Here is a 22,493-nt window from a genome sequence, read left to right on the forward strand (position 1 = left end):
CGCATGATCCTGTCGGTGTACCCCTCCGCGTAGCGTTGCCGCCCTGCCTCCTCGACCAACCGTGGAAACGACGGGATACCCCGCCTGGCCGTGAGGCCAGGCGGGGCGAGGGCAGGCTTGCGTCAGAGGCCCCGCAGAACGCCAGCAGCGGCGTTCTCATTGCTGGTCGGCGCCGTCGGACCCTACCGGCGCGGCACCTCGTACGACGCTACGGAGATCCTCGGGAATGTCAGGGAGTCGGGCTGACCCCCGGATCGGCGTCGTCGTCGGCCGCCGGCGGCTCGTACGGCAGGGCACTGCCCTTGACGTACTCCGCCCAACTCATGTTCCAGTCGGTCCAGCCGTTCCCGTTCTGGAGCTTGCGCTCGGTTCCCTTGACGGTGATCGGGTCCCCGATTCGGGTGTTGCTGAACAGCCACGCGCCGTTGGTCATCGAGACGTTCACGCAGCCGTGGGAGACGTTCACGCTGCCCTGCTGGCCCTCGGACCACGGCGCGGCGTGGATGAACTCGCCGCCCCAGGTGAGCCGCTGCGCGTAGTCGATCTTGGTGCGGTAGCCGTCCTCGGGGCCCAGTTCCTCGAAGGTGTCGAAGACCGTCTTGCGCAGCTTCTCCATCACCACCATGGTGCCGCTCGATGACGGGGTGGACTTCTTGCCCAGGCTGACCGGGATGGTCTTGACCACCGAGCCATCCTTGGTGACGGTCATCCGTTTGGTCTTGTTGTCGACCTTCATGATCAACGAAGGGCCGATCCTGATGTCGACGGTGAGGTCGTTCCGGCCGTACCACCCGTCGCCGAGGGGTAGGCCGCCAGCCTGGACCCGGTAGGAGACGGTGCTGTTCGCCCTCCAGAACTCCTTCGGGCGGTACCGGACCTCGGTCGGGCTGACCCAGTGCCAGATGCCCTCCTGCGCCGGCGTGGACGTGACGGTCATCCGGCGCTGTAGATCGTCCCGGTAGTCCTCCGGGATCGCCCGCCCGAACTTCACGACCAGCGGCATTCCGACGCCGACCACCTGGTCGTCACCGAGGAAACTGCTGATCCGGACCTGGTTGGCGGGCTCGGCCATGATGGTGAAGGTGCTGGTCGCGGTGGCGGGCAGGCCGTCGTCCCCGGTGGCGGTCACGGCCGCCGTGTACGTCTCGCCGTACTTCAGCGTGTCGGCTGGCAGCCAGGTCGCGCCGTCCGTGGCCAGCGTGCCCTCGACGGCCTCGCCGGAGGAGTCCTTCAGCTCGACCGTGGTCTCCAGCGCCTCCTCGGTGGTGAAGGTGAGGCCGGTGGACGCGGGCACGTCCGTCGCATCGGCGGCCGGTTCGACGATGGTGACGGCGGCCTTCGGATCAGGTGCGGTGTTCGGGTCGCCGTCACGCCACCCGGACGACCCGTCGCCCCCGCCGGACGTGCAGGCGGCGGTGAGCGTCAGCGCCGCGGCGAGTAGCCCGGCCACGAGCGCGCGGTGCCGCGCACCGTGCCGGGCCGGCTGGTCCTGAACAACTCGCATAGTTCCCCCACGTTCATGGTGACCGACTGCCCATCCTCCCTCACCGACGCACCAGGCCACATACCCGTAGCGCGGGGTGAACCGAAACACAGGGCTCAAGCGATCCCCGACCAGCCCCGCGTCGGGCGGATGCCGCGCCCCGTCGCCGGTCAGAACGTCGGGCTGGCCCCGCCCTCGGGCACCGGCAGCGCGCTGCCCTTGACGAACTCCGGCCAGCTCAGGCTCCACGCCGTCCAGCCGTTACCGGCGGCCAGCCGCCGCTCGGTGCCGGTCACCGTGACCGGGTCGCCGATCTTCGTCTTTCCGAACAGCCACCGCGCGTGCGCCGTCGACACGTTCACGCAGCCGTGGGAGACGTTCCGGCGCCCCTGGTCGCCCTCGGACCAGGGCGCGGCGTGGATGTACTCGCCGCCCCAGGTCAGCCGCTGCGCGAAGTCGATCTCGGTGACGTAGCGGTTCTCCGGGTCCGGCTCGTCCCGGGTGTCGAAGACGGTGGACTTCTTCTTCTCCATCACTACCATCGTGCCGCTGGAGGACGGCGTCGACTTCTTGCCGAGACTCACCGGCAGGGTGCGGATGACCTGCCCGTTCTCGTACACCGTCATCTTCTTGGCGGCATTGTCGACCTTCATCTCGAAGGCGCTTCCGATCTTCACGGTGGCGGCCCGGTCGACGTTGCCGTGCCGGCCGTTGCTCAGCGGAATGCCCGCCAGGGCGATGCGGACGCTGAGCGTGGTGCCCGGCTTCCAGTACTTCGGGGCGCGGTAGTAGGCCTGCGTACCGCCACCGAGCCAGTGCCAGGCACCCGGCTGTGGCGGGTCGGTCTGCACGAACATGCGCTTCTGCACCGCAGCCCGGTCCTTCTTCGGGATGCCGGGGTGGAACTCGACGACCACCGGCATCGCCACGCCGTAGACCTTGTCGTCGAAAAGGTAGAGGCCGGAGCTGATCATCGACTTTGGTTTCGCCATCGTCGTGAAGCTGCTGCTGCCCTCGCTGGTGCCGCCGTCGGCGGCCGTCGCGGTGACGGTCGCGGTGTAGCGGGTGCCGTACTCCAACGGCGCCGACGGCACCCACGACGAGCCGTCGGCGCGGAGCCGACCCTCGACCTGCTTCCCGTCGTCGGCGGTGAGGGTGACACCGGACACCGTCGTACCGTCCGGCAGCGTGGCGCCGATCTCCGCGCTGACCGGCCGGTTCGTCGCCCCGTCGGTCGGGCTGACGGTCAACGGTGGGCCACTCACCTCCGCCGGTGCGTCCGACGTGGTTCTCGCAGTCGGCGAACCACCTTCGACGAACCGCGCCTGCTCTCGATCGCCGCCGCACCCGGTCAGCCCCAGCGACGCCATCAGGCTGAGGACGCCCAGCACCGCCCCGGCCCCCGCGAACCTGCCCATCCCCACCCCTGTTCTCACGTAGCTGGCGGACATCGTGCCGCATCGCCGCCATCCCGTACGGGCCCGGCCCTACCTCCGGTGGTCGTTTCACCCTTTTCATCCGATAAGCTCGACCGTAGGGTGGACCAGGGATCGGATTGGAACCTGACTGACGGTGCGTGCTAGTGTTTCCCCCGTTGTCAGCGAGCGCCGCTAGCTCAACTGGCAGAGCAGCGGACTCTTAATCCGCGGGTTCGGGGTTCGAGTCCCTGGCGGCGCACCAACGAGCAAAGCCCTGACCTGGTGTTTCTCACTGGGTCGGGGCCTTTTCGCGTCTTGTGGCGGGTGGTGGTGGCTCGGTGGGTGCTCGGGAGCCGATGGACCGGGGTGGGTCCGGTGGGACGCGGGGGATGCTCGCGGACGCCGGTCGGTGGCTGCCGGCGGCGGGATCGTCGGCGGCCCAGTGATTGCGGCTTCGGTGGTTCCGGTTCCAGGTCGGTATGCGCGAGTGCGCAGTGAGCCGGGGTGAGGCGATCTTGGCGGAAAGCGATATGCCGTTTCTGCGGCTTCCGACGTCAACTCTTCGGCCGATTCGGTGAACAGTGATCATGGAAAACGTCTCACAAACCCCGTTTTGAGGGTGCGGGATTTCCAGCGGGGTGTCGCGGGGGACGGCCGGGCGTCGCTGGGTGGGGGATCATCGATGGGTGGCCGGTGGTCGTGAGCTGACGCCTCGGCGGTGGCGGATCCTGTCGTTCCTGGCGTTGCACGGCATGGCGACCACGAGCGACGTCGCCGTGGTGACGGGGGTGCCGCGATTGACGGCGCACCGGGACCTCACCTGGCTGCACGCGGCGGGTCTGGTGGGCCGGGAGCAGTCGGCGGAGGACCGGTCGCACGCCTGGTGGTACCGGACCACGGATGAGGGCGCCGAACTGCTGAACCGTGATCTCGTCGCGTCAGGGCGGCGGGTGCCGCTGTGTCTGGGTCAGCGGCACTGGGGTGCGGCGCACTATCTGTTGTTCCTGCCGCTACTGGCGGCCTCTCGGCAGGATCCGGGCCGGTGTGGGTTGTTCCAGTGGTTGACGACGGTGGACACGTCGGTGTGGTTGCGGGAGCGGGGCCTGGCGCATCTGCGCGCCGACGGGTACGGGGTGTGGGTGGAAGACGGCCGGTGTGTGCGGTTCCTGGTGCATGTGGATCCGGGTCCGGTGGGTGGGGTGATCGCCGAACGGGAGCGGTCGACTGCCGGGCTCGCCACGGTTCTGGCCGGCTACCGGGGAACGGATTCGGTCGTGCCGGTCGGCGCGGTACTGGTCATCGCCCAGGACGCCGCCCGCGAAGCCAACCTGCTCGCGGACCTGGTGAGCCGGCCGCTGCGGGCGCCGATCGCGGTCACTACCGTCGACCTGCTGCACCGCCACTGGCCGCACGAGCAGGTATGGAGGATTCCGGCGGCTGGCCCCGCACGTCACCGCTTGGTCGGCCTTCCACTTCCGCCGGAGCTATCCCGATAACGCCGGCTGAGCCGCTGCCAGTGGTACTTGGCCTGGCTGGGCTAAACTCTGCGCCGCGACGGATCCTTCTTCGGAGTGGGGCTGGTCAACATGGACGACGCCGGTGCAGACGAAGTGAAGACGGCGCTGGGCATCGACAACTGGCGCAAGCTCAGCAAAGACCACGTTCTGCAGTTGGTGGCCATGATGCCCGACTTTGACAAGGACGTCCGGCTGGCGGTGCTTAAGCAGCTTCCCGAGCTTCAAAAGATCGTCGGCAAAGCCATGACCGCCGCGCGAAAGGTACACGAGGCCACCCTCGCGTCCAACGACAAGAGCCAGGAGAACGACTACCAGGGGCGGCGGGAGGCCAGGGCGTCGATCATCGCTCAGCTCGAGCGCGACGACCTGGACCCGCAGACCCGCAGACCCGCATGCATTTGAACGACCGGCTCGTACAGCTCAGCGACAAGGACGCGGAGAAGGACTCCGAGAACAAGCGTTACCTCGATCGGTGGATGACCAAGGCGACGATCGGAGTGACTGCCGCCGTTGTGTTGACCGGTGTAGCTATCGGCGGCAAAGTAGGATTTGGGTGCGGCTCCTCTGAGGTGATCGTCTATTGTGGGATGGCACCGCCGAGGTAGCGGCTGTTGTGGATGCGTTGTTGTTCCTGGGCCAGGTGCCAGGTCCAGTACTGGTCGAAGTCGCCGTTGCTGATCAGGGTGCGGAGTTTGAGGATTGCTTCGGCGCCGTCGAGGCCCCAGCGAGCGCCGGTGACGTCCATACGATCTTTGACCAGGTGGCGGCAGGCGCCTTCGATCACCCCGGTGGCGATCGGCCACCCGTTGGCCAGCGCGGTCGGGTAGTCCAGGTACGGTTTTTTGGCCAGCAGGTAGGCGGCGGCGACATCGGCGGGTTTGCGTTTGCCGGGGTCCAGGCCGTGGTAGGTGGCCTTGCGTCGGATGGCTGCGGCGACTATGCCGGCCCGTCCGGCCAACACCTGCCGGGCCTGGGCGCGGACCCACCGTTCGGCGTTCGGGTCGCCCTCCGGGTGGAAACACCAGGTGGCCTTCCAGAGGTACTCGATGACGTGGATGAAGTCCACAACAACCGGCAAGGTGATCTTGCGGGTTTTGGCCTCGGCGTGGATCCGGTCGATCTGGTGGGTGTTGCCGTCGACCAGGGCGATCCAGGTCCGAGCGTGGTCGGGGTCGCGGCGGTCGGCCTCGGCGAACCCGGCGGCGATCACCGCCGCGGCGTCGTCGGTCACGCTGGCGTGCAGCCACTTGCCGGAGGTGACCGGCGCCGGGGTAGCAGTTTGGGCCGCTTCGGGGTCCTCGGGCAGGATGTCGGCGATGGTGCGCGGCTTGCCGGTCACGTCGAAGACCGCGGCGACCTCGCACATCCGCTTGCGGTTGCGTTTCTCGCCCTTGGACCGGCGGCCGGCCAGTTTCTGGCTGACCGCGGCCTTGGCGGTGCCCGCGCGGAGCCCGTCGGGGCGCATCACCACCCCTTTGGCGTCGAAGGACAACGCCAGCACATCATCATCGGCCGACCAGTCCGGGGCGTGGGCGGTGTAGAAGGCATCCACATCTATCGCCGCTGCGGCGGCCAACGCCTCGACCTGCCGTTTCCCGATACGCACCGTGGTGGCCCGCTCAATCGCGGCCGCCGCGTCGGTGAACGAGCCGCGGGCCGCCTCGGCCGCGGCCAACCGGCGCAGTCCATGCGAGTGCTTCTCCACGGGCAGGTTCAACACCGCGTCCGCCGGGTTCAGATCGGCCCGCGCCCGCGCCCGGTAGGCGATACGCGTCACCACCACCTCACCGAACCGGGTGGCCAGCGTCCGCTGCCGCCCCCGCTCGGCCCACCCCCGCAGATGGCTATCGGCGTCGGTCACCTCGTCGAGCCGTTCCTCCCGACTGGCACGAAGATCCAGACTGTCCTGCAACAACTGACACAGCAACCGCATGCCATCGGTATGCAGCCGCTCCTCCAGTTCGGCGTGAGTCATCCCCGCCGCATGCTCACCGGACAGGAAGTCCACCATCGCGCCGAACCGCACGGATGAGCCGGCGAAAGCATCGTCCGCCGTCTCGGATGCGTACTCTTGCACCGGGCTCCCTCTTTGCTGATGTTCGTGTCTCGCAACCGACGAACATAGCGGGAGGATCCCTTTCACCATCACAACCAGTAACACATCCCCAGGCCACACAGCGTGTCGCCGCACCTCACCAGAGCCGCACCCGTAGGATTTCAGCAAGGCGGCCCGCTGCGCAATTCATGATCCTCTGTAGGTCGTGCGGGAGCGGATAGGGGCAAGTGGTGCGTGAGATCGTGCGCAGGTCGGTGCGGGCCATCCTTCTTGACGAAGAAGGTCGTTTGGTGCTGATCAAGCGGGTCAAGCCCGGCCAGGCGCCGTACTGGACGACGCCGGGGGGTGGCCTGGAGTCGACGGATGTCTCCCTGGAAGCCGCACTGCGCCGCGAGTTGCACGAGGAGCTCGGCGCTGAGGCGGATCAGTTTGCCCAGGTGTTCCTGTTCACCGCTCCCGCCGGCGAGGGCGTGTCCGTCCAGTACTTCTTCGCCTGCCGGCTGCTCCAGATGCAGGAGGACGCCCGCACCGGGCCCGAGTTCGCTGATCCCTCGCGTGGCGATTACCAGCTCGACCGGGTGACGATCGACAAGCTGCCTGCCGTGGATCTCAAGCCTGATGCGCTGAAGGAGTTCATTGCCGCCAACGAGGAGGCGCTGCTCTCGCTGTAGAGCAAGCTGGCCACAGCATCGCTGGGGCGAGTTCGAAGTCCCGAGCTGATCGGAAGATTCCTTGCGGGCTTCGGGCGCCGTCCAGGGTGGCGGCCACGACGCCGATGAAGACTCGGTGCGACACGATCAGCACTTCGCCCTCCCGGGCGGCTTCGTGGGCGCGCGATACGGCTTCCGTCGCTCGCTGCCGTAACGCGGTCAGGCTCTCCCCACCGGGCAGAGCCGAATCTGGATCACGAAGGCGCTCGCTCTGCCACTCCCGGTACTCGCTCGGATAATCGTCGGGACTCAGGCCGAGCACGCAGTGGGGGGCGCGCCATTCGGCGTAGAGCTGATCTGGCGGTGCGATCGGTGCGCCAAGGATCTCGGCCAGGATGCGAGCACTTGCCGTTGCCCGTGGGAGCGGGCTGGTAAGGATCACATTGGGCTTGAAGCCTCGCCGGAGCAGCCGACGGGCTGTGCTGACGACCTCGGCGATCCCCCGCGTTGTCAGCGGCGTACCGGGTCGGGCGTGGGCATGGGGGCGGCAGAGCCCATCGAGGCAGGTGCCGTGGCGCATCCAGAGAACGTCGTCGCTCACGACAGGTGCCAACCGCCGTCGACGTTGAGCGCCTGGCCAGTGATGAACCCGGCGGCGGGGGAGAGCAGGAAGGCGACGGCGGCGGCCACATCGGTGGGTTGGCCGCGACGCTGGATGCACTGCCGGTCGAGTTGGCGTCGCACCATGGCGGCGTGGTCGTTGACGACGGCGTGCTCGGCGGGAACTTCGATCGAGCCAGGGCGCACTGTGTTGATGGTGATGTCGTTCGGGCCGAGTTCGCGGGCCAGTGCGCGGACGAGGCCTTCGAGCCCGTTCTTCGCCGCGATGTACCCGGCCAGGTCGACACGGCCGAGTTGGGTCAGGACCGAGGAGACGGCCACGATGCGGCCGCTGCCTTTCGCGATCATGGTGGGTGTGACGGCGCGGATGGACGCGGCGTGGGTGACCAGGTTGAGTTCGAGCTGACTGCGGAAGGCGTCCAAGTCCAGCTCGTGCCAGGGAATTCGGGGATAGGCGCCCGCATTGCTGACCAGGGCGAGCAGTCTGTCGGCGGTGGCATCGACCGCTGATTGGAACTCCTCCTGGGTGGCGGGCAGGGTCAGATCGCCGAGGACCGTGCTGGCGTGCGCCCCGCGCTGCCGGACTACCTCGATCACCTCCCTAAGGGCCTCATCTTCCTCGATGTGTGTGAGGACGAGGTCGAAATCGAGGGCGAGACGAGCGGCGATAGCAGCCCCGATGCCGCTGCCTGCCCCTGTCACGATCGCTACCTCACGCTTCATGCATCGTCTCCTCTGGTGTGGTGACGAGTCCCAGCAGTTGGGTCAGGTCAACTTCAGGTGCGTACAGGTCGGCGAGTAGGCCGATCGACAGAGCGGCGTCCGCCGACTCCATCTGCTGCAGCGGATATACGGCCAGCAGGCGCATGGCGAGGTATGGCCGAAGCCACGCCGGTAGGTCCGCCCCGATGCCGCTGGCGAGTGGTTGGGCAAGCTCAGCGAGGTAGCGAGCGAGGGTGTGTTGGCGCGGCGCCGACGGCCGGTGCTGGTAGTCGATCGTGATCGTTCGGGCCGTCGGTCTCGCCAGCCGTAGCTGGGGTTTGACCGCATCGGCGAGTGCCCGCTGGTGGTCGGTGAAGGCTCCGGGGTTGTAGCGCGGCACGAGCCATGCGGCGTGTAGCCGCTGGTACCAGAGGAAGCAGGCGATCTCCCCGGCGAGGGCGTTGAGGCCGGCTGTGTCGTAGTCGAACCAGACGGCTCGGTTCTCGCCGTCAAGACCGATGTTGAAGTCGGTGGGGTCGCCCTGGGTCAGCGCCGCCCATACCTGCTGGTCCGGGTGCAGGGCGGTACGAAGATCGGTGACGAGCGCGTCGAAGTCGAGTCGTCGTGGCTGTCCGTTGATGACGAGGGTCGCCTCGCGAAGGTCACCGCATCGGATGCCGGACCCGTCAGGCATCGTCAGCAGCGTCGGGTTGTGGGCGTAGTACCGATGGAGCCGGCCGCCAGGCTGGGCGCGGTCGCGATACAGCTTGCCGATGGTCTGGGAGGCGGGCACCTGACGCATCGTCGCGCTGATGACGTGCCGGTAGTGGCCGATGATGGCGTCGAGGCCGCGGTCGAGATGGGTGCGGGCGCCGATGCCGTCGGCCGTGATGGCGTCGAGTAGCAGGCCGGTGTCGGGCTGGTCGGGCTGGTGGCGGTCGTACACGGTCACAGTCCAGCGGCCGATGCGGCGATGCACATGTAGGGCCGGGACCGGGTAATGGCTGCGCATCTGCTCGTACCCGACGATCTCGACGGCAGCCTCGGAGCGGTTAGGGTTGATCTTGACGAACAGTCGGCGTGAGCCGATGTCGAGATGAAGGGTGTGGTTCGCGGTGAACCGCCGGTGGCGGGCGATGCGGATCATGAGTCCCACCAGCCAGCGCACTGTCCGGCGAACCGGGCGATGAGCTCGGCCGGTACGGCTTGTAGGTCACTGGCACTGGACCAGATGGTGTCGTCGTAGCCGTCCCGAACCGGGCAGGCGTCGGCGATCGACATGAGCTGCGAGAACGGCGTGGCTACCGCGTGGTGACGGGTCGAGCCGGTGATCCACTTGGTATGGGCGTGCCGCCCGTACAGGCCGACGACGGTGGGCCCGGTGCCGTCCGGTCTTATGGTGAGGGCGGCGAGGTGGGTCAGGCCGGTGTCGTTGCCGACGACCAGTTCGGCGGCAGCGAACAGGTCGAGGCATTCCACGGCCGTTGGGCCATGGAGTACCTTGACCTGCGCGACGGGCGGCGGCGCCACTCGATCCGGCGCGGTGATCAGGCTGAAGCGCCAGGGTGCGTCAGGCCGTTGAGCAGTGAGACATCGTGCGATTGCCTCGAAGTTCTCGATGCCGTAGTCCTTGCGCTCTGGCCGGCTGGTGGTGGACACGAAGACCACGTGGTAGGGCGTGTGGGTGGGCACGATGGTGCGGAACCGTGGGCACGGGTCGCTGTCAGCATTCAGCCGTACCCCGAGGGTTTGCTCGACGTCGAGGTAGTAGCGCATCGGTAGCGCGGCGTGGACCTGAAGGACGTTGGCGCCGACGATGTCGAGCCTCGTCGGCGGGATCTCCGGAACGGCGGCGAAGGTGCGGGGTGTCGGGCTCACGGTACCGATCGAGTGATGGCCGCTCGCGGAGGTGATGCTGAGCGGCAGGGTGCATCGGGCGAGTAGATCCGCCCGGGGGCCGACGTAGGCCGGCTGGGGGAACTGGTTGCGGGTGGCCTCGTGAAGCCCTTGGGCCAGGGCAAGACCCAGCAGCACGTCGCCAAGCCCGCGTGTTCCGAGGTCGAGGTGCCAGCCGCTTTCGCGCACCGCACGGAGCGCTGCCTGCGGTGGTGGCGGTGCACCCGCTGCGCGTCGGTATGGCAGGCGCTGGCCAAGCGGTGCCCGCTCACGCCGGACGATCGTCGGCCCTCCCCGCCAACAGATCGGGCTGTCGGCGGTTCTCAGAGCGCGGTCAGAACGCACAGCGGGACCTCGTGTTGTTCGAAAAGCTTCCGTCCGCCTCCGGTCGTGTCCTCGACCAGGCAGAGCACGCCTGTGACGTCCGCTCCAGCGTCGCGGAGCGCGGTGACGAGGTTGGTGAGGGTGAGGCCAGTCGTGATCTCGTCGTCCACGATGAGAACGCGCTGACCCTTGAAGCGGCCGTAGGCGAAAACCTCAAGTCGTCGCGCGTGGGGCTCGTGGAAGACGAGCTTCTCCGGCAGGTCGAGGTTGACCTTCCAGGCGATGCGGTAGTGGCTGCCGCTCGCCCAGGCGACCGCGAGCGTGGGGATGATGCCGCCAGCGTCCAGGCCGAGCAGTACGTCGTGCGGCCGGTAGGCGGGATGCTGGCGCCAGCGACGCCAGAGGTGGTTGCCGGCGGCCATCACCTGCTCGGGCGCGGTGTCACTGCGCACACCGTCGAGTTCGTGAACGATCCTGATCGGGCGGGTCGTGTCTCCGACGCCGAGGCGGGTTACTCGGCCGGCGGTGAGTACCTCACGTGCGGTGGCCGTCATTGTCGTCCGTCGTCCTTCCAGAGTCGGGTTTGTGGGGTGGCGCGGCCGAGCGCCTCGTCGTAGGCCAGCAGGTCACTGGCGGCGCAGCGGATTCGTTCGGTGAGTTCGTCGTCCGATCGCCAGCCGGCGCGGCTTGCCTCAGCGACCGAGGGCAGGTCGACGTGGGCGGCAGGATGTCGGCCGGCGAAGACTTGACGGACATCGTCGCTGTCGTCCAGGTCAATGCCGTCCGCTCGGAGCATGATCTTCATGGTGAGAACGACGTGCTTGTAGAGCGCTCTGACGTCGGCATCGGGTCGGGCCGCCAGCCGCCGCAGCGTCATGACGACCAGCGGCAGGTCACCGCGAGCAGCGCGCTCGTCGGCATCCCGATCGAGGACGTGAAGTACGAGACCGGGCCGGTGATACAGCAGTCCCCGGCCGTCGTGCGCGATCTGCCGCAGTGCGTAGAGCAACCGTGGCGGCAGCCTGCCGGTGCGGGTCTCGTCGGTGGTAAAAGCCGACAGCGCTACCTTCGCCCCGTCCGGGCCGGTTCGAGGGAGCGACCGACTGGCGAGCCAACGCACCGGGAGGGTGTCCCGGACGACGAGGACATCAACGTCGCTCCAGCCAGGCTGCCAGTCCCCGTAGGCCAGGCTTCCTGTCACCGCCACCAGTGCCGTCTCATCGTCGACCAGTTCGGCGGTGTAGGCGTCCAGGAAGCCTTGCAGTGCCGATGGCACTGAGGTCTCACGTCGGGGCGGGTGTCGGTCGCCGGAGGCACGGTGCACCATCTCAGCGACCGCTCGTTTCAGGCCAAGGAGGCTGCCCGTGTTGTCGATGACCGTGTCGGCGATCGTGGCGATGCGTTCGGCACCCCGGCTTCGCTTCGTCAGGTCCCGTGACGCCATCGAATCGGGTGATTCGTCGGTGCGGCCCAGGCGCACGGCTGGCGATGCGTCGAGGTAAACAATCTCGCAGCGATCTCCCCAGATCTGCCGTACGTGCCTGGTTGCCTCGAAGCGATGCGCGCTTTCGATGCTGATCCGGCGGGAGCCGGGATTGAGCGCGGCGAAGCGGAGGATCTCCTCGGACAACATCTGTGCCTCGGTCAGCTCATCCCATGCCTGGTATGGGTCGGTCACGCCCACCCGATCGGCCGCGAGGCGGAGCAGGTACCCGATCTTCAGCCGTGTGACGGCGTGGTCGGTACGGAGTAACTCCCCGACGGTGCTCTTACCGCTCTCGGACATTCCGGCGAGGACCCAAAGCCGGTGCACGCGGTCGGGGGGCAGGAGGGTGATGGGCGCGCCGAGCTCGGCGACGGCCTCGCGCACCTCACGCTGCACCGCGAGCAGCGGCCGATCCCCACGCACGATCACCCTGTGGTAATTCCCCCTCTGCAGCTGGAGCTCGATGGCTTCGGCCAGGTGGCGCTGGTAGGCGGCGTACCGGTCGGATGCGGGAGCCCCGTCCCGGGCCAGTGCCTGCTGAGCCTCTACAGAAGGGTCAAGATCGTGCCGTAGCAGTATGTGCAGTTCTTGCCTGTCAACGGGCAAGTAGCGGCGCGCTCGGTCTTCTACCCTGGCGAGCGCCTCACCGATCGGCGTTCCGTCCTTCACCGCTGCCGTTGCCGCGCAGGTGGCGACGAGCATCGGGCGACCCCGGTCCTCGAGCGCGAACCGCCCGCCTCCCTGGCATCGGGCGACGTAGGATCGGAACACAAGATCGACATGCTCGTCGGTGGTGCTGTCGACGAACCACCATCGGCTGAAGTCGTCCCGCGACACCTCTGCCCATCGCGGGTCCCACCGATCGATGGTTCCGGTCAGCGTGGCCCCCGGCATGGCTGACGCCAGCCAGTGCGCGTTCGTGGACTTGCCGACGTTGTCCGCGCCGTTGAGAGTCACCGCGAGGTTCATCGGCGCTCGCCGTAGTTCTTGAGGGCGCGCCAGCGAGGGATCCGTCGGTGGCCCTCACGCACGTCCTGAACGAGATCGTCGTACGCGCGCGCCAGCTCCCGGAACTGCCGGGCAGCCGAGCCGGCCGGGGTGTCGCTCGGATCTCCCCGCTCGTGGTCGGTGAGGTGTTGGCAACGTACCCAGGCAATGGCCAGCCGGTCGACCACCGAGCCGATCGTCTCGGTGTGGAGCGGGCCAGTGCCGGGATCACGCAGAACGCGGTCGACCCACGTATCTATTTCCGTTACCAGGTCCACCCGGACGCGGTTCAGTAGGTCAATGGACCGCTTCGCGGCGGCCACGACATGATCATCCGCGCGCGGGTCGCGAGAGATCAGCTCGGCGGACCATTGGTCGTCGTGGTGCGCGGCCAATCGTCTGGACGCTCGTAGGGGAACCTGCCAGACGGACATCAAGGACGCGGAGCTGTCTTGGAACGAGTCGACGATCAATCCCGCGGTCGGCAGAAGATCCGGCCCGCCGAGCTGGCGTTGAGGGTTGGTCGGGTGTGGCGCAGCATCAAGGGGCACGATGAAGTCTCCAAACAGCTTGTCCGACATGCTGTGCAGTGCTCGGGCATAGCGGCGTTGTCGTCACGCCGACCACCACGAGCCCCGCACTCCGATCCGCCGAGCACCGCACAGCTCAGGGCGGGATGCGCCGGGCGTACGTCGGGGCAGCCGCAGCGACAGGTAGAAAGCGTTCGCAGCGCGCTCGTGCTCGGGACACGGACCCGGTACGTCGCACGTGAGGCATCTCCCGTCGGCACAGGACACGACATGGTGTGCCAGAACGACCTGCGCCTCCTCGATCTGCTCGCCGCCGAGATACGTAGCCATGAGTCACCACCCGCATCCGTCTGGCCAGAAGCGCGTAGACGACATGGGCACCGATGAAGCCGACCTCGCAGGTGCCAGCATCTGCGTCATTACCGACGGCCGTCGATGCGAGCCGGCTGTGGCAGCACGCACTGCCACACGAAGGTCAGCAGAGGAGAGTCGCCTTGGAAGACCCTCTGCCGGCCGGTGGCCGGCATGCCGGGCTGGGCCGCCCGACCGAATGCACCCGTTGCCCCGGCGGAGGCGTGCAGAGAGAGATACACGGTCATGACGTCACCGTCTGACGGGTTGCGTCGGACTCCCGCGGATGGGACCTGTCATGGCGGGCCCGCCGAGGTGCCGGCGGGCCCGCCGTGGTGAGGCGGCGGCTGGGAGCACCCCGCCGGTCACCCGCCCGCGCAGCCCCGATGGCAGTACGCGGGCGAGGAATCAACCTCACGACTGCACCTCCGGCCGCCGCCACAACAAGCGGCGCCTGCTTGTTGATCGTCCTGTCCGATCTCTTCACCGTGAATCCCCTGGCGTCGATGACATTGGGTTGGTGAGCTGGAGCCGCCCAGCAGCGTCCGTCGATGCTCGTCAACAGCGAACCGCCCAGCGAGCCCGGTCGGTACCGTCCACGACCCGTCCGCTCGCAACCAGGTAGTGACGCGCGGTAGCGGAGATGGCTAACGTGACCGTCGTCGACAGAGGACGCACGGAGGTGCTCGCATGGCCGGACGGCGCTACCCCGCCAATCGGCGGCTAGCGTGGGAGAGGCTCCAGCGGGGCTGGTCCTACGAGGAGGTCGCCGAGCGCATCCGCACCGAGATGAGCCATGCCGGCGAGACCGATACGGGGCTGAACGCCAACACGGTGCGGCGGTGGGAAACCGGTGAGCGGTGGCCCGACCCGCGCTACCGCAAGCACCTCGTGGCCATCTTCGACAAGCCGGCGAGCCAGCTCGGTCTGCTCACCCCCGACGAGCTGGCGATGCGTCCGCAGGCGGAGACGCTGCACGAGTTCAGGAGGTTGTGGGAAATGATCACCGGAGGCGACGAGACCGGCTGGGACCGGGCAACTGTTCTGCGCGCGTTGTTCGGCGCCAGCATGCTTCCCCTGGTGGCGCCCCTGCTGTCACTCGATCCGCAGGCCGCGTACGCCCAAGCCAAGGCCGTAGATCCAGACGCATACGCCGAGATCGTGCGGTGCCAGCGCACGCTTTACTGGACCAGCCCCGCCCGGCCGCTCTACGAGGCCGCGTACGCCCACACCCAGCTCGGCAGCGGACTCGTCCGTGCGGCCACCGGCGCCAGCCGGGCGACCCTCGCCGGCGCCCTCGCCGAATCGGCGCTGCTCACCGCACGACTGGCATTCTTCGATCTCAACCAGCCCGCCGTCGCGCAACGCTGCTACGACGTCGCCCTGGCCGCCACCCGTGAGGCCGGAGACCACGCCCTGGCCGCCGCGGTCCTCGGCCACATGGCCTTCATCCCCGCCTTCGGACATGATCCGGCCGCAGCCCGGTCACTGATCGACGCGGCGCTTCAGCACACCTGGCACGGCGTCAGCCCCGCCGTTCGCTCCTGGCTGCACTGCGTGGCCTCGGAAGTCGAAGCTCGCGCGGGTAGGGGAGCGGCGAGTCGGCACCAGATCGACCTCGCTGCCACCGCGCTCGAAGCGCGTCCTGAAGCGCCCGCTTGGTTCGACTACTACGACACCGGCCGGCTGCACTCCTTTGCTGGCTATGCGGTTCTCGCCGCTGGCGACCATGCCGAGGCCGCCCGTCACCTGGCCGAGTCCCTGGCTGGCTTGACCGCGACCGGCGCCAAGCAGCGCAGCGTCGTCCTCGCCGACCTGGCCTCGGCGCACAGCAGCGACGGGGACCACGCCGCCGACTACCTCAACCAGGCCCTGGACGCCCTGAATACCGACTGGTACGGCACTGGGCTGGAGCGGGTCAGAGCGGTCCGGCAGGTACTCGGTGACAGCCGGGCAGGCCACCAGCTCGACGACCGCATCGCCGCCCTCGCGACCAGCCGGGCCGCTCTTCCGGGGAGCTAAGCCGCCGACTCTTTGTGCCTGCGCACCAGCTCGGGCAGCTCCGCCAGCGAGTCGAGGTGGAAGAGGCAGCGGTCGCCGACGGTCTTGTCGTCGAGGATGTATCCCCACGGCCCACGTCGTACCAGCGCTGTCGCGAGTCCGGCGGCCTGTGCTGGTCGGATGTCGTTGTCGAGCCGGTCCCCGACGTAGAGGACCTGGTCGGCGGGGCAGCCGGCCTCCGCGACGACGCGGTCGAAGAACGCGGCCGACGGTTTCTCGACGTTCCAGCCGTCCGAGGTGCCGATCACGTCGACCGGCAGGTCCAGGGCACGCAGGATGGTCTCGGCTCGGGCGGTCTGGTTGCCGGCCAGGCCGACCTGCACACCCAGCTCCCGCAAGGCCGCCAGGCAGGGCCGGGCGTCCGGGTAGAGGTTGTCCTCGGAGAAGTGTTCGGGCTGCCCGGCGTCGGCCCGGCGCTGCCGCTCCTCGGCCAGGTCGAAGCCGGGCCGGAACACCTGGAACGTCTCGCGGTAGTCCAGGCCGCGGGCGATGACGGCCCCGAAGACTGCCGAGAAGGTGTGCCGTGGGACGCCGAGCCAGTCGGCCCAGGTGCCGTACTCCCGGGACTCGTCGACGATCGTCTCACCCACGTCGAAGAACACGCTCGAGATCATCCTGGGATTGTGCCTCTCGGGCTCAACCGGATCAACGTGCGCCGCAGGCGGGGCCGTCGCGGGTTGTGGTGCCGCAGCGGTGGCAGAGAGCCACCGCCGCTGGGCATGCCCTCCCCGCTCAGCGAGTCAATCCGGCTCGCTATCTGGTGGACGGCGCGGTTCCGTCTTCGAGGTAGACACCGCCCCGCCCGAGCGCGGTGACCGCCGCGGCAACTCGCCGAGCCAGCCGGGGGATCAACACGTCGCCCCGGCGTTCCAGTTCGACGAAGTCGAACCGGTCGAGCTCGTCCGGGCACAGTCGCATCGTCGCGATCTGGTCCGGCGTCAGGACGCCGCCGTCGAAGACGAACATGAGGCCGCCGTCCCATGGTGGGCTGGGGGGCACCCAGTCGACGCAGAGCAGCGCTCCTGTCGGCATCGACAGGCCCAGTTCCTCTCGGATCTCGCGGGCGCAGGCGTCTGCCGGTGACTCGTCCGCCTCCACCATCCCGCCGGGGATCTCCCCACACGTCCTTGTAGGTCGGGTGGACTACCAGTACCCGGCCGGCCTGGTCGCGGAGGATCACGCCGGCTGCCGCGCGGACCCGCGTGACGCTGGCGATGTAGGAGTGGTCGGGTTCGGTCGGCGTTTCGGCCACGCGACCGACCCTACGGGCTGGTTCCCGGCAAGTAGCTCGCCCAAGCGGTCGCGCAGGTCCCCGCACCGCACCGCCGGCACCTGCTCATCCGCGGTGACTCCGCGGCGGCCACCCACGCCGTGCTCGACTGGCTCACGGAGCAGGACAGCAAGCGCGGCCGGCGGGTGGAGCACTCCCTGGGTTGGTCGATCGGCGAGACCGAACGCGCTGCCATCACCGGCCTGCCCACCTCCACGTGGTCGCCAGCGATCGACGCCGACGGCGGTGTGCGCGACGGCGCCGCCGTCGCCGAACTGACCGGCCTGCTGCACCTGCCCGGCTGGCCGACCGGGATGCGGGTCATCGTCCGACGGGAACGCCCCCACCCCGGCGCCCAACTGACCCTGTTCGAGGAACGCGACGGCTGGCGCTACACCGCGTTCGTCACCAACACCACCACCGGCGCCTTGCAGTGGCTGGAGGCCCGCCACCGGGCCCACGCCCGCGTCGAGGACCGGATCCGCTGCGCCAAGGACACCGGCCTGGGCCGGCTACCCTCCCGCGAGTTCGCCATCAACGCCGCCTGGTGCATCACGGCGGCGATCGCGGTCGACCTGATCGCCTGGCTGCAGATCCACACCCTGCACGGCGAACTGGCCAAAGCCGAGCCCAAACGGCTGCGCTACCGCCTGCTGCACACCGCCGCCCGACTCGTGCGCGGGCAACGCCGCCGCTGGCTCCGCGTTCCCGCCACCTGGCCCTGGGCCGAACAGATCACCGCCGCGTTCACCCGGATCGCGGCCATCCCCGCCCCCGGCTGACCAGTTCAGCCGCTGCCCCAACAACCCGGAGGACCCAGGAGACCACGCCCGCCGCCGCGACAGACGGCCCGCCACCATGCCCGGAACCACAACCGCATCGATCAACAGCGATCAGACCTGCCGGGCGGAAGGAACCGGCGTCAGGCGCGAATCATCGAGGCTAGGGTGATGAAATGGTTGTCTTCACCGTCCTGGACGACCTCTGCACGACGGCGAAGGCCGACGGGGTACAACAACTCGTCGTCGGCGCGGTCGTCGCCGAAGACGATGCGGTCCTGCTTCTACAGCGACCCGCCGATGACTTCATGGGCGGCATATTCGAACTGCCCTCCGGCAAGGTCGAGCATGGCGAAGCGCTTGACGATGCCCTGCGCCGGGAGGTCGAGGAAGAAACCGGCCTGGCCGTCACCGACATCAACGAGTACCTGGGCAGCTTCGACTACACCTCGGGCAGCGGCAAGAAGACTCGCCAGTTCACCTTCGCCGTCGCAGTTGGCATGACCGAGCCGGTCCGCCTTACCGAGCACGACAGCTACCAATGGGCACCACTAAACGGTGACGTGCCGGTAACCGGCGCGGTGTCGACCCTGCTGGATACCTACCGGCAACTGCGCCCGCCTGCTCTCTGACCCACGCCCACCCCTGTAGGAGCAATGCTGATCGCGTTCGAGGGACAAGACGGCGCAGGCAAGACCACACTCCTCAATGCGGCATACGAACAGCTCACGGCCGACGGAGTGGACTGCCTCATCGTGGAGGAGTTCTCGACAAGTCGCCCACCTTCAGCAGGACGCTGCCAACGACGTGGTACAGGTCGGCGGCCAGGGCCTCGACCCGTTGCCGCCGCTCGCCATCCGCGCCGGACTTCACCGGTTCGAGGGACGGCAGCAGCGTCACGAGCCGGTCGAGTACGCGCTCGTACCGGCAGGCCTGATAGTCGACCTTGGCGGCGTCGACGGCTCGGGTGAACTGCGGAAAAGTCAGCGCCGCACCGTCCGAGTGCGCGGGCGAGAAGAGCGCGTCGAGCAGCGGCGCGACGTTGGGTGCGGCGGCGACGCCGATCGCCGCTCCGCGTAGAAGGTCCCTCCGTCGCACGTCACCATCCGAGCCCGAGTCACCACATCCGTCATCGCCAGTATCCGCATGCGCGCCGGCATCCGGCCGCGCAGCACCCGCAGGTGCACCGCTGGTGCCAGCCGTCCGCAACGCCTCGAAGCGTTCCCGTACCTCAGGCGTGGCTCGGGCCAGCACGGTGTCCAGCGCGGCTTGCATGTCCGCGCGGGGGAGCACCTTGTCGCCCTGGCTGCTCCACTTGGCCACGGTCCGCCGCGCCGCGCCGAGGTGCTCGGCGAAGGCGGTCACGCTCATCCGCAACGCATTCCGGAGCGCGTTCGCGTCCTGGCCGGTCCAGGTCGTCACCGTAGCCATCGCACGTCCTTCCGGAACGGACAGTCATCGGTGGAGGTGATGGTAGCCGCGCATGGGGTGACGGCAGGTGCACTGCGGGTGCACCGGCGCGACATTCCGTCCGTCCACCGCCCAAGCCAGCCTGAATGTGCCGACGCGCCGCTCCCCAGCGGTGCGCCGGTGGGCCAGCGGCAACCTCACGGCAGGGAGATCCAGATGGACGTGCCGATCGGCGACAGGCCGGAACGCGACCCGACGCACCGGCACGTGCTCGCGCCGGGCACTCCGTCGACCGCACGGGTGACTCCCCGTTCGCGTACCGCCAGCAGGGCTGCGTGGGCGGGTGACCGGCGGTCTGCTCCCAGCCGCCGGCCGACGGCGGTGGGCTTGCCGGCATGCCGGCAAGCCCACCGCGCACAGGGGCCAGCGCCGACCGGTGGCCGGCTATGACGGTGTATGTGTCGCGGTACGCCGCGACCGGCGAGCTGACGCCGGACCGCGCAGCGGCGGTTCCGGCGCTGGCACGGTCGGGCTCGACCGATCCGCCACTGCTGACGCACGTTTGGAAGATCGTGTTCGCGCGGAAGGCGCGGGAGAGCGACCGTCGATGACCATGAACGGCGACGGCATGGCTGCCGCTGGTGCCGACCGGTCCTTGCCCGCTCGCTCGGGGCATTTGCCGCTACGTCCGCTCTGGCTGTGCCGGGCGTGTGGCCAGCCCTGGCCGTGCGGACGGGCCAAGCTCGATCTCCTGGCCAGCTACCAGGAGAGCCCGCTCAATCTGCTCATCTACCTGGCTGGCCTTCTGTGCGAAGCGATCGACGACCTGCACCGCCTCAACCCGAGCACCACCGGCGACGTCAGGGACTTGTTCGACCGGTTCCTCGGCTGGCCGGCCCGGAATCGCGGCTGCCGCCCGTCCACGACCCACCTGCAGACACCGGAGGAGACATGAGCGTCCGGGACGTCGGGATCATCGCTACAGGACAGCCGGCCATCGCCGCTGCCTTCCACACCTTGGTCCTGCGACCCACCAGCTTCTGCAACCTGGACTGCTGACCGTCGCCGCCCTCGACCTCGCCGTCCGCAACGACTGAAGCAGAAGAGGCAGCATGCTCGCTGAACCCACAGGCAGCCCGGACACGATCCTCGTCTGCGTCCGGCTCGGGCAAGAGCAGCATCGCCCGTGAGCTACGACGCCGGCACGGCCGAGGCTGCGCCCTGGTAGACACGGCCGGGGCTGCGCCCTGGTAGAGCAGGACTACCTGCGCCGCATCCCGCTGCGCGAACGGGACAAGCCCGGCGGCGCGGCGCCGGCGTTGATCGCGCAGACCGTTCGGTTCGCGCTGGACCACGGCTACCACGTGGTGCTGGAGGGCATCCTGCACAGCAGCCGCTACCGCAGCATGCTGACCGCCCTGCGGGACGACCACCGGGGCCGGTCACTGTTCTGCTACCTCGACGTCTCCCTTGCCGAGACCTGCGCCGGCACCTCACCCGCCCGCAGGTCAGTGAGTTCACCGCCGAGCACATGAGCGGTTGGTACGCCGCCCACGATGTCCTGGGCTGGCACGACGAACTCGTCCTACCCGAGACCACCGGCCTGGACGAGGCCGTCAAGACCATCGCCGCTGCCGCCGGGCTACCCCAGACCGGACGGCAGCGGCGATTGTCGCAGCTGATGAGTTGGCCGCCCGGTCGATGTCCGCAGCGGGGTTTACGCTGGATCGATGCGATCGATCACGGTTCTTGACGCCCCGTCCAATCTCGGCTTGCGCGCTCCAGCCCCCGGTCTCGTCCCCGGGTGTTACAAGCTGGCCGGTGCGCTTCGCGATCAGGGCCTGCTCGACCGGCTCGGGGCGCGCGACGGCGGTGTGGTCGTCCCGCCGCGCTACGACGTCCGGAGCTGGCAGCCGGGGGACGGTGTACTCAACGCCGACGCCCTCGCGAGGTACACACGCCGACTCGCGGAGCGGGTGAACGTGGTCCTCGACAACGCAGGTTTCCTGATGCTGTTGGGTGGTGACTGTTCAATCCTGTTCGGGGCCGCGCTCGCGCTGCGCCGACGTGGCCGCTACGGCATCGTCTACCTTGACGGTTCGATCGACTTCCGCCATGTTGGCAACAGCACGCATGTCGGGGCGTCCGCCGGCGAGGGCACCGCCATCGTCACCGGCCGGGGTCAGCCAGACATTGCCGACATTGACGGGCTTGCGCCGTACTGCCGGGAGGACGATCTGGTTGTGCTGGGCGTCCGCGACTACGACGGTGAACTCGACGAGGTACGTGGCCTGGGTATCGCGGTGCATACCACGCCCGAGATCATCGCCGAGGGCCCGGCCTCGGTCGGTGAGCGTGTGTCACAAGGATTCGCCGCCTGCGACGGCTACTTCGTACACCTCGACGTCGATGTGCTCGACCCGGCGGTCATGCCGGCCGCCGACGCCCCCGACCCTGGCGGCTTGGACTATCCGAATCTGGTTGAGCTTCTCCGTCCGCTGTTCGCCAACCCAGCCTGCGTCGGCCTGGAGGTCACGATCTACGACCCGGACCTCGACCCGGACGGCCGCTACGCCGCCGCGCTCGTCGAAATCCTGGTTGACGCCCTGCGAAGCTGATCGATCGGATTGGATGGTGGCGGCGGGCGCGGCCACCCGGATCAGCCCGCCACGACCCCGTACCCGTCCGGCGGCGTCGCGTGACCAAGCGGCCGGGACCGAGATCCGTACGCCCTTGCTCGCTGTCCTGACGCTGAGCACGCTGGCCGCCCTACCGGAGCGGCAATGCGATCGAGCGGCCCGCGGGGTGCGGCCGACGACGCCCCGTGCGAACCGACCCCACCGTCTCCGGTGTTGTAGCGGCGCAGCGAGCGGAAGGTGGTCAGCCGCGGTGCGGCCTCGTTGGTGAAGGCACGGAAGGGCCCAGGGGGTTTCGTGTGCGACGGTGGCGTTG

At 68.6% G+C, this 22,493-nt stretch carries 21 protein-coding genes, 1 tRNA gene and 3 pseudogenes; 11 read left to right on the forward strand and 14 right to left on the reverse strand.

Translation table 11 applies throughout. From position 1 onward, the window contains the following. Nucleotides 1-229 precede the first annotated feature (229 nt). Both QTQ03_RS25510 and QTQ03_RS25515 read right to left on the reverse strand, forming a co-directional pair. The gene (locus tag QTQ03_RS25510) at nt 230-1,504 is read right to left on the reverse strand and encodes a L,D-transpeptidase (protein WP_289280266.1); all 1,275 of its coding nucleotides are present in this window, start codon (nt 1,502-1,504) and stop codon (nt 230-232) included. Between the two features lie 149 nt (nt 1,505-1,653). Beyond that, nucleotides 1,654-2,901: a L,D-transpeptidase gene (locus QTQ03_RS25515; RefSeq protein ID WP_289280267.1), complete on the reverse strand. Its 1,248-nt coding sequence runs from the start codon at nt 2,899-2,901 to the stop codon at nt 1,654-1,656. A gap of 186 nt (nt 2,902-3,087) precedes the next feature. On the opposite strand from QTQ03_RS25515, the gene QTQ03_RS25520 reads away from it, so the two are divergent. From QTQ03_RS25520 to QTQ03_RS25530, 3 genes are all read left to right on the forward strand, one after another. Then, nucleotides 3,088-3,163 (forward strand) — tRNA-Lys (locus QTQ03_RS25520). A gap of 424 nt (nt 3,164-3,587) precedes the next feature. Next, nucleotides 3,588-4,397 (forward strand): MarR family transcriptional regulator, encoded by an 810-nt coding sequence (locus tag QTQ03_RS25525; RefSeq protein WP_289280268.1) that lies wholly within the window; start codon nt 3,588-3,590, stop codon nt 4,395-4,397. A 75-nt stretch (nt 4,398-4,472) separates the two neighbouring features. Continuing rightward, nucleotides 4,473-4,820, forward strand: coding sequence for a hypothetical protein (locus QTQ03_RS25530; protein ID WP_289280269.1), 348 nt, complete (start codon nt 4,473-4,475; stop codon nt 4,818-4,820). Between the two features lie 175 nt (nt 4,821-4,995). Here QTQ03_RS25530 and QTQ03_RS25535 read toward each other — a convergent pair whose 3' ends face one another. Next, the gene (locus tag QTQ03_RS25535) at nt 4,996-6,429 is read right to left on the reverse strand and encodes an ISKra4 family transposase (protein WP_289280660.1); all 1,434 of its coding nucleotides are present in this window, start codon (nt 6,427-6,429) and stop codon (nt 4,996-4,998) included. 275 nt (nt 6,430-6,704) lie between these two features. Between QTQ03_RS25535 and QTQ03_RS25540 the strand changes: the two genes are divergently transcribed. Continuing rightward, entirely contained in the window at nt 6,705-7,145 is a 441-nt protein-coding gene (locus tag QTQ03_RS25540) for an NUDIX hydrolase (protein WP_289280270.1), read from the forward strand. On the opposite strand, the gene QTQ03_RS30435 is transcribed toward QTQ03_RS25540, so the two are convergent. The 8 genes from QTQ03_RS30435 to amcA (QTQ03_RS25575) form a co-directional block, all read right to left on the reverse strand. Then, complete coding sequence (locus QTQ03_RS30435) at nt 7,108-7,704, reverse strand: histidine phosphatase family protein (RefSeq protein ID WP_353890647.1); 597 nt, start codon at nt 7,702-7,704, stop codon at nt 7,108-7,110. The two genes, QTQ03_RS25540 and QTQ03_RS30435, sit on opposite strands and share 38 nt — an antisense overlap. A gap of 17 nt (nt 7,705-7,721) precedes the next feature. Next, nucleotides 7,722-8,468, reverse strand: coding sequence for an SDR family NAD(P)-dependent oxidoreductase (locus tag QTQ03_RS25545; protein ID WP_289280271.1), 747 nt, complete (start codon nt 8,466-8,468; stop codon nt 7,722-7,724). Continuing rightward, on the reverse strand, nt 8,458-9,594 hold the full coding sequence (locus QTQ03_RS25550; RefSeq protein ID WP_289280272.1) for a hypothetical protein: 1,137 nt from the start codon (nt 9,592-9,594) through the stop codon (nt 8,458-8,460). Before QTQ03_RS25550 ends, QTQ03_RS25545 begins: the two co-directional genes overlap by 11 nt. Further along, the gene (locus QTQ03_RS25555; RefSeq protein WP_289280273.1) at nt 9,591-10,532 is read right to left on the reverse strand and encodes a glycosyltransferase family 9 protein; all 942 of its coding nucleotides are present in this window, start codon (nt 10,530-10,532) and stop codon (nt 9,591-9,593) included. Before QTQ03_RS25555 ends, QTQ03_RS25550 begins: the two co-directional genes overlap by 4 nt. Before the next feature lie 134 nt (nt 10,533-10,666). Then, the gene (locus QTQ03_RS25560) at nt 10,667-11,221 is read right to left on the reverse strand and encodes a phosphoribosyltransferase (protein WP_289280274.1); all 555 of its coding nucleotides are present in this window, start codon (nt 11,219-11,221) and stop codon (nt 10,667-10,669) included. Beyond that, nucleotides 11,218-13,122 carry a nucleotidyltransferase domain-containing protein gene (locus QTQ03_RS25565; protein ID WP_289280275.1) on the reverse strand — a complete coding sequence of 635 codons (1,905 nt, stop codon included), beginning with the start codon at nt 13,120-13,122 and terminating at the stop codon, nt 11,218-11,220. Before QTQ03_RS25565 ends, QTQ03_RS25560 begins: the two co-directional genes overlap by 4 nt. Then, entirely contained in the window at nt 13,119-13,721 is a 603-nt protein-coding gene (locus tag QTQ03_RS25570; protein ID WP_353890615.1) for a DUF4254 domain-containing protein, read from the reverse strand. The genes QTQ03_RS25565 and QTQ03_RS25570 overlap by 4 nt, the downstream gene beginning before the upstream one ends. Nucleotides 13,722-14,089: 368 nt before the next feature. Further along, the gene (gene amcA / locus QTQ03_RS25575; protein ID WP_289280276.1) at nt 14,090-14,269 is read right to left on the reverse strand and encodes a multiple cyclophane-containing RiPP AmcA; all 180 of its coding nucleotides are present in this window, start codon (nt 14,267-14,269) and stop codon (nt 14,090-14,092) included. A 442-nt stretch (nt 14,270-14,711) separates the two neighbouring features. Here amcA (QTQ03_RS25575) and QTQ03_RS25580 point away from each other — a divergent pair, with 442 nt between their 5' ends. Further along, nucleotides 14,712-16,043: a helix-turn-helix domain-containing protein gene (locus QTQ03_RS25580; protein ID WP_289280277.1), complete on the forward strand. Its 1,332-nt coding sequence runs from the start codon at nt 14,712-14,714 to the stop codon at nt 16,041-16,043. On the opposite strand, the gene QTQ03_RS25585 is transcribed toward QTQ03_RS25580, so the two are convergent. Next, complete coding sequence (locus QTQ03_RS25585) at nt 16,040-16,696, reverse strand: HAD family hydrolase (protein ID WP_289280278.1); 657 nt, start codon at nt 16,694-16,696, stop codon at nt 16,040-16,042. The genes QTQ03_RS25580 and QTQ03_RS25585 overlap by 4 nt on opposite strands. A 139-nt stretch (nt 16,697-16,835) precedes the next feature. Further along, nucleotides 16,836-17,183, reverse strand: coding sequence for an NUDIX domain-containing protein (locus tag QTQ03_RS25590; protein ID WP_289280279.1), 348 nt, complete (start codon nt 17,181-17,183; stop codon nt 16,836-16,838). Between the two features lie 186 nt (nt 17,184-17,369). Between QTQ03_RS25590 and QTQ03_RS25595 the strand changes: the two are divergent. After that, nucleotides 17,370-18,134 (forward strand): annotated as a pseudogene (locus QTQ03_RS25595) (transposase); the annotation flags it as partial. A gap of 173 nt (nt 18,135-18,307) precedes the next feature. Beyond that, entirely contained in the window at nt 18,308-18,763 is a 456-nt protein-coding gene (locus tag QTQ03_RS25600) for an NUDIX hydrolase (protein ID WP_289280280.1), read from the forward strand. A gap of 142 nt (nt 18,764-18,905) precedes the next feature. On the opposite strand, the pseudogene QTQ03_RS25605 reads toward QTQ03_RS25600, so the two are convergent. After that, nucleotides 18,906-19,562: pseudogene (locus QTQ03_RS25605) on the reverse strand (helix-turn-helix domain-containing protein); the annotation flags it as partial. A gap of 425 nt (nt 19,563-19,987) precedes the next feature. On the opposite strand from QTQ03_RS25605, the gene amcA (QTQ03_RS25610) reads away from it, so the two are divergent. From amcA (QTQ03_RS25610) to QTQ03_RS25625, 4 genes and pseudogenes are all read left to right on the forward strand, one after another. Continuing rightward, nucleotides 19,988-20,152, forward strand: a complete 165-nt coding sequence (gene amcA / locus QTQ03_RS25610) for a multiple cyclophane-containing RiPP AmcA (RefSeq protein WP_289280281.1) — start codon at nt 19,988-19,990, stop codon at nt 20,150-20,152. Between the two features lie 17 nt (nt 20,153-20,169). Next, on the forward strand, nt 20,170-20,496 hold the full coding sequence (locus QTQ03_RS25615) for a hypothetical protein (protein ID WP_502889887.1): 327 nt from the start codon (nt 20,170-20,172) through the stop codon (nt 20,494-20,496). Nucleotides 20,497-20,653: 157 nt separating this feature from the next. Next, a pseudogene (locus QTQ03_RS25620) lies at nt 20,654-21,234 on the forward strand (kinase); the annotation flags it as partial. A 37-nt stretch (nt 21,235-21,271) separates the two neighbouring features. After that, nucleotides 21,272-22,159 (forward strand): arginase family protein, encoded by an 888-nt coding sequence (locus QTQ03_RS25625; protein ID WP_289280282.1) that lies wholly within the window; start codon nt 21,272-21,274, stop codon nt 22,157-22,159. Nucleotides 22,160-22,493: the final 334 nt, after the last annotated feature.

Source organism: Micromonospora sp. WMMA1363, assembly GCF_030345795.1.
Classification (GTDB): Bacteria; Actinomycetota; Actinomycetes; order Mycobacteriales; family Micromonosporaceae; genus Micromonospora.

Excerpts from the sequence above, each read along its gene's own strand:
- QTQ03_RS25510 (WP_289280266.1), bottom strand. The coding sequence starts at position 1,504 with ATGCGAGTTGTTCAGGACCAGCCGGCCCGGCACGGTGCGCGGCACCGC.
- QTQ03_RS25515 (WP_289280267.1), bottom strand. The coding sequence starts at position 2,901 with ATGGGCAGGTTCGCGGGGGCCGGGGCGGTGCTGGGCGTCCTCAGCCTG.
- QTQ03_RS25535 (WP_289280660.1), bottom strand. The coding sequence starts at position 6,429 with ATGGTGGACTTCCTGTCCGGTGAGCATGCGGCGGGGATGACTCACGCC.
- QTQ03_RS30435 (WP_353890647.1), bottom strand. The coding sequence starts at position 7,704 with ATGCGCCACGGCACCTGCCTCGATGGGCTCTGCCGCCCCCATGCCCAC.
- QTQ03_RS25545 (WP_289280271.1), bottom strand. The coding sequence starts at position 8,468 with ATGAAGCGTGAGGTAGCGATCGTGACAGGGGCAGGCAGCGGCATCGGG.
- QTQ03_RS25550 (WP_289280272.1), bottom strand. The coding sequence starts at position 9,594 with ATGATCCGCATCGCCCGCCACCGGCGGTTCACCGCGAACCACACCCTT.
- QTQ03_RS25560 (WP_289280274.1), bottom strand. The coding sequence starts at position 11,221 with ATGACGGCCACCGCACGTGAGGTACTCACCGCCGGCCGAGTAACCCGC.
- QTQ03_RS25565 (WP_289280275.1), bottom strand. The coding sequence starts at position 13,122 with ATGAACCTCGCGGTGACTCTCAACGGCGCGGACAACGTCGGCAAGTCC.
- QTQ03_RS25570 (WP_353890615.1), bottom strand. The coding sequence starts at position 13,721 with ATGTCGGACAAGCTGTTTGGAGACTTCATCGTGCCCCTTGATGCTGCG.
- amcA (WP_289280276.1), bottom strand. The coding sequence starts at position 14,269 with ATGACCGTGTATCTCTCTCTGCACGCCTCCGCCGGGGCAACGGGTGCA.
- QTQ03_RS25580 (WP_289280277.1), top strand. The coding sequence starts at position 14,712 with ATGGCCGGACGGCGCTACCCCGCCAATCGGCGGCTAGCGTGGGAGAGG.
- QTQ03_RS25585 (WP_289280278.1), bottom strand. The coding sequence starts at position 16,696 with ATGATCTCGAGCGTGTTCTTCGACGTGGGTGAGACGATCGTCGACGAG.
- QTQ03_RS25590 (WP_289280279.1), bottom strand. The coding sequence starts at position 17,183 with ATGGTGGAGGCGGACGAGTCACCGGCAGACGCCTGCGCCCGCGAGATC.
- QTQ03_RS25600 (WP_289280280.1), top strand. The coding sequence starts at position 18,308 with ATGGTTGTCTTCACCGTCCTGGACGACCTCTGCACGACGGCGAAGGCC.
- amcA (WP_289280281.1), top strand. The coding sequence starts at position 19,988 with ATGACGGTGTATGTGTCGCGGTACGCCGCGACCGGCGAGCTGACGCCG.
- QTQ03_RS25615 (WP_502889887.1), top strand. The coding sequence starts at position 20,170 with ATGGCTGCCGCTGGTGCCGACCGGTCCTTGCCCGCTCGCTCGGGGCAT.
- QTQ03_RS25625 (WP_289280282.1), top strand. The coding sequence starts at position 21,272 with ATGCGATCGATCACGGTTCTTGACGCCCCGTCCAATCTCGGCTTGCGC.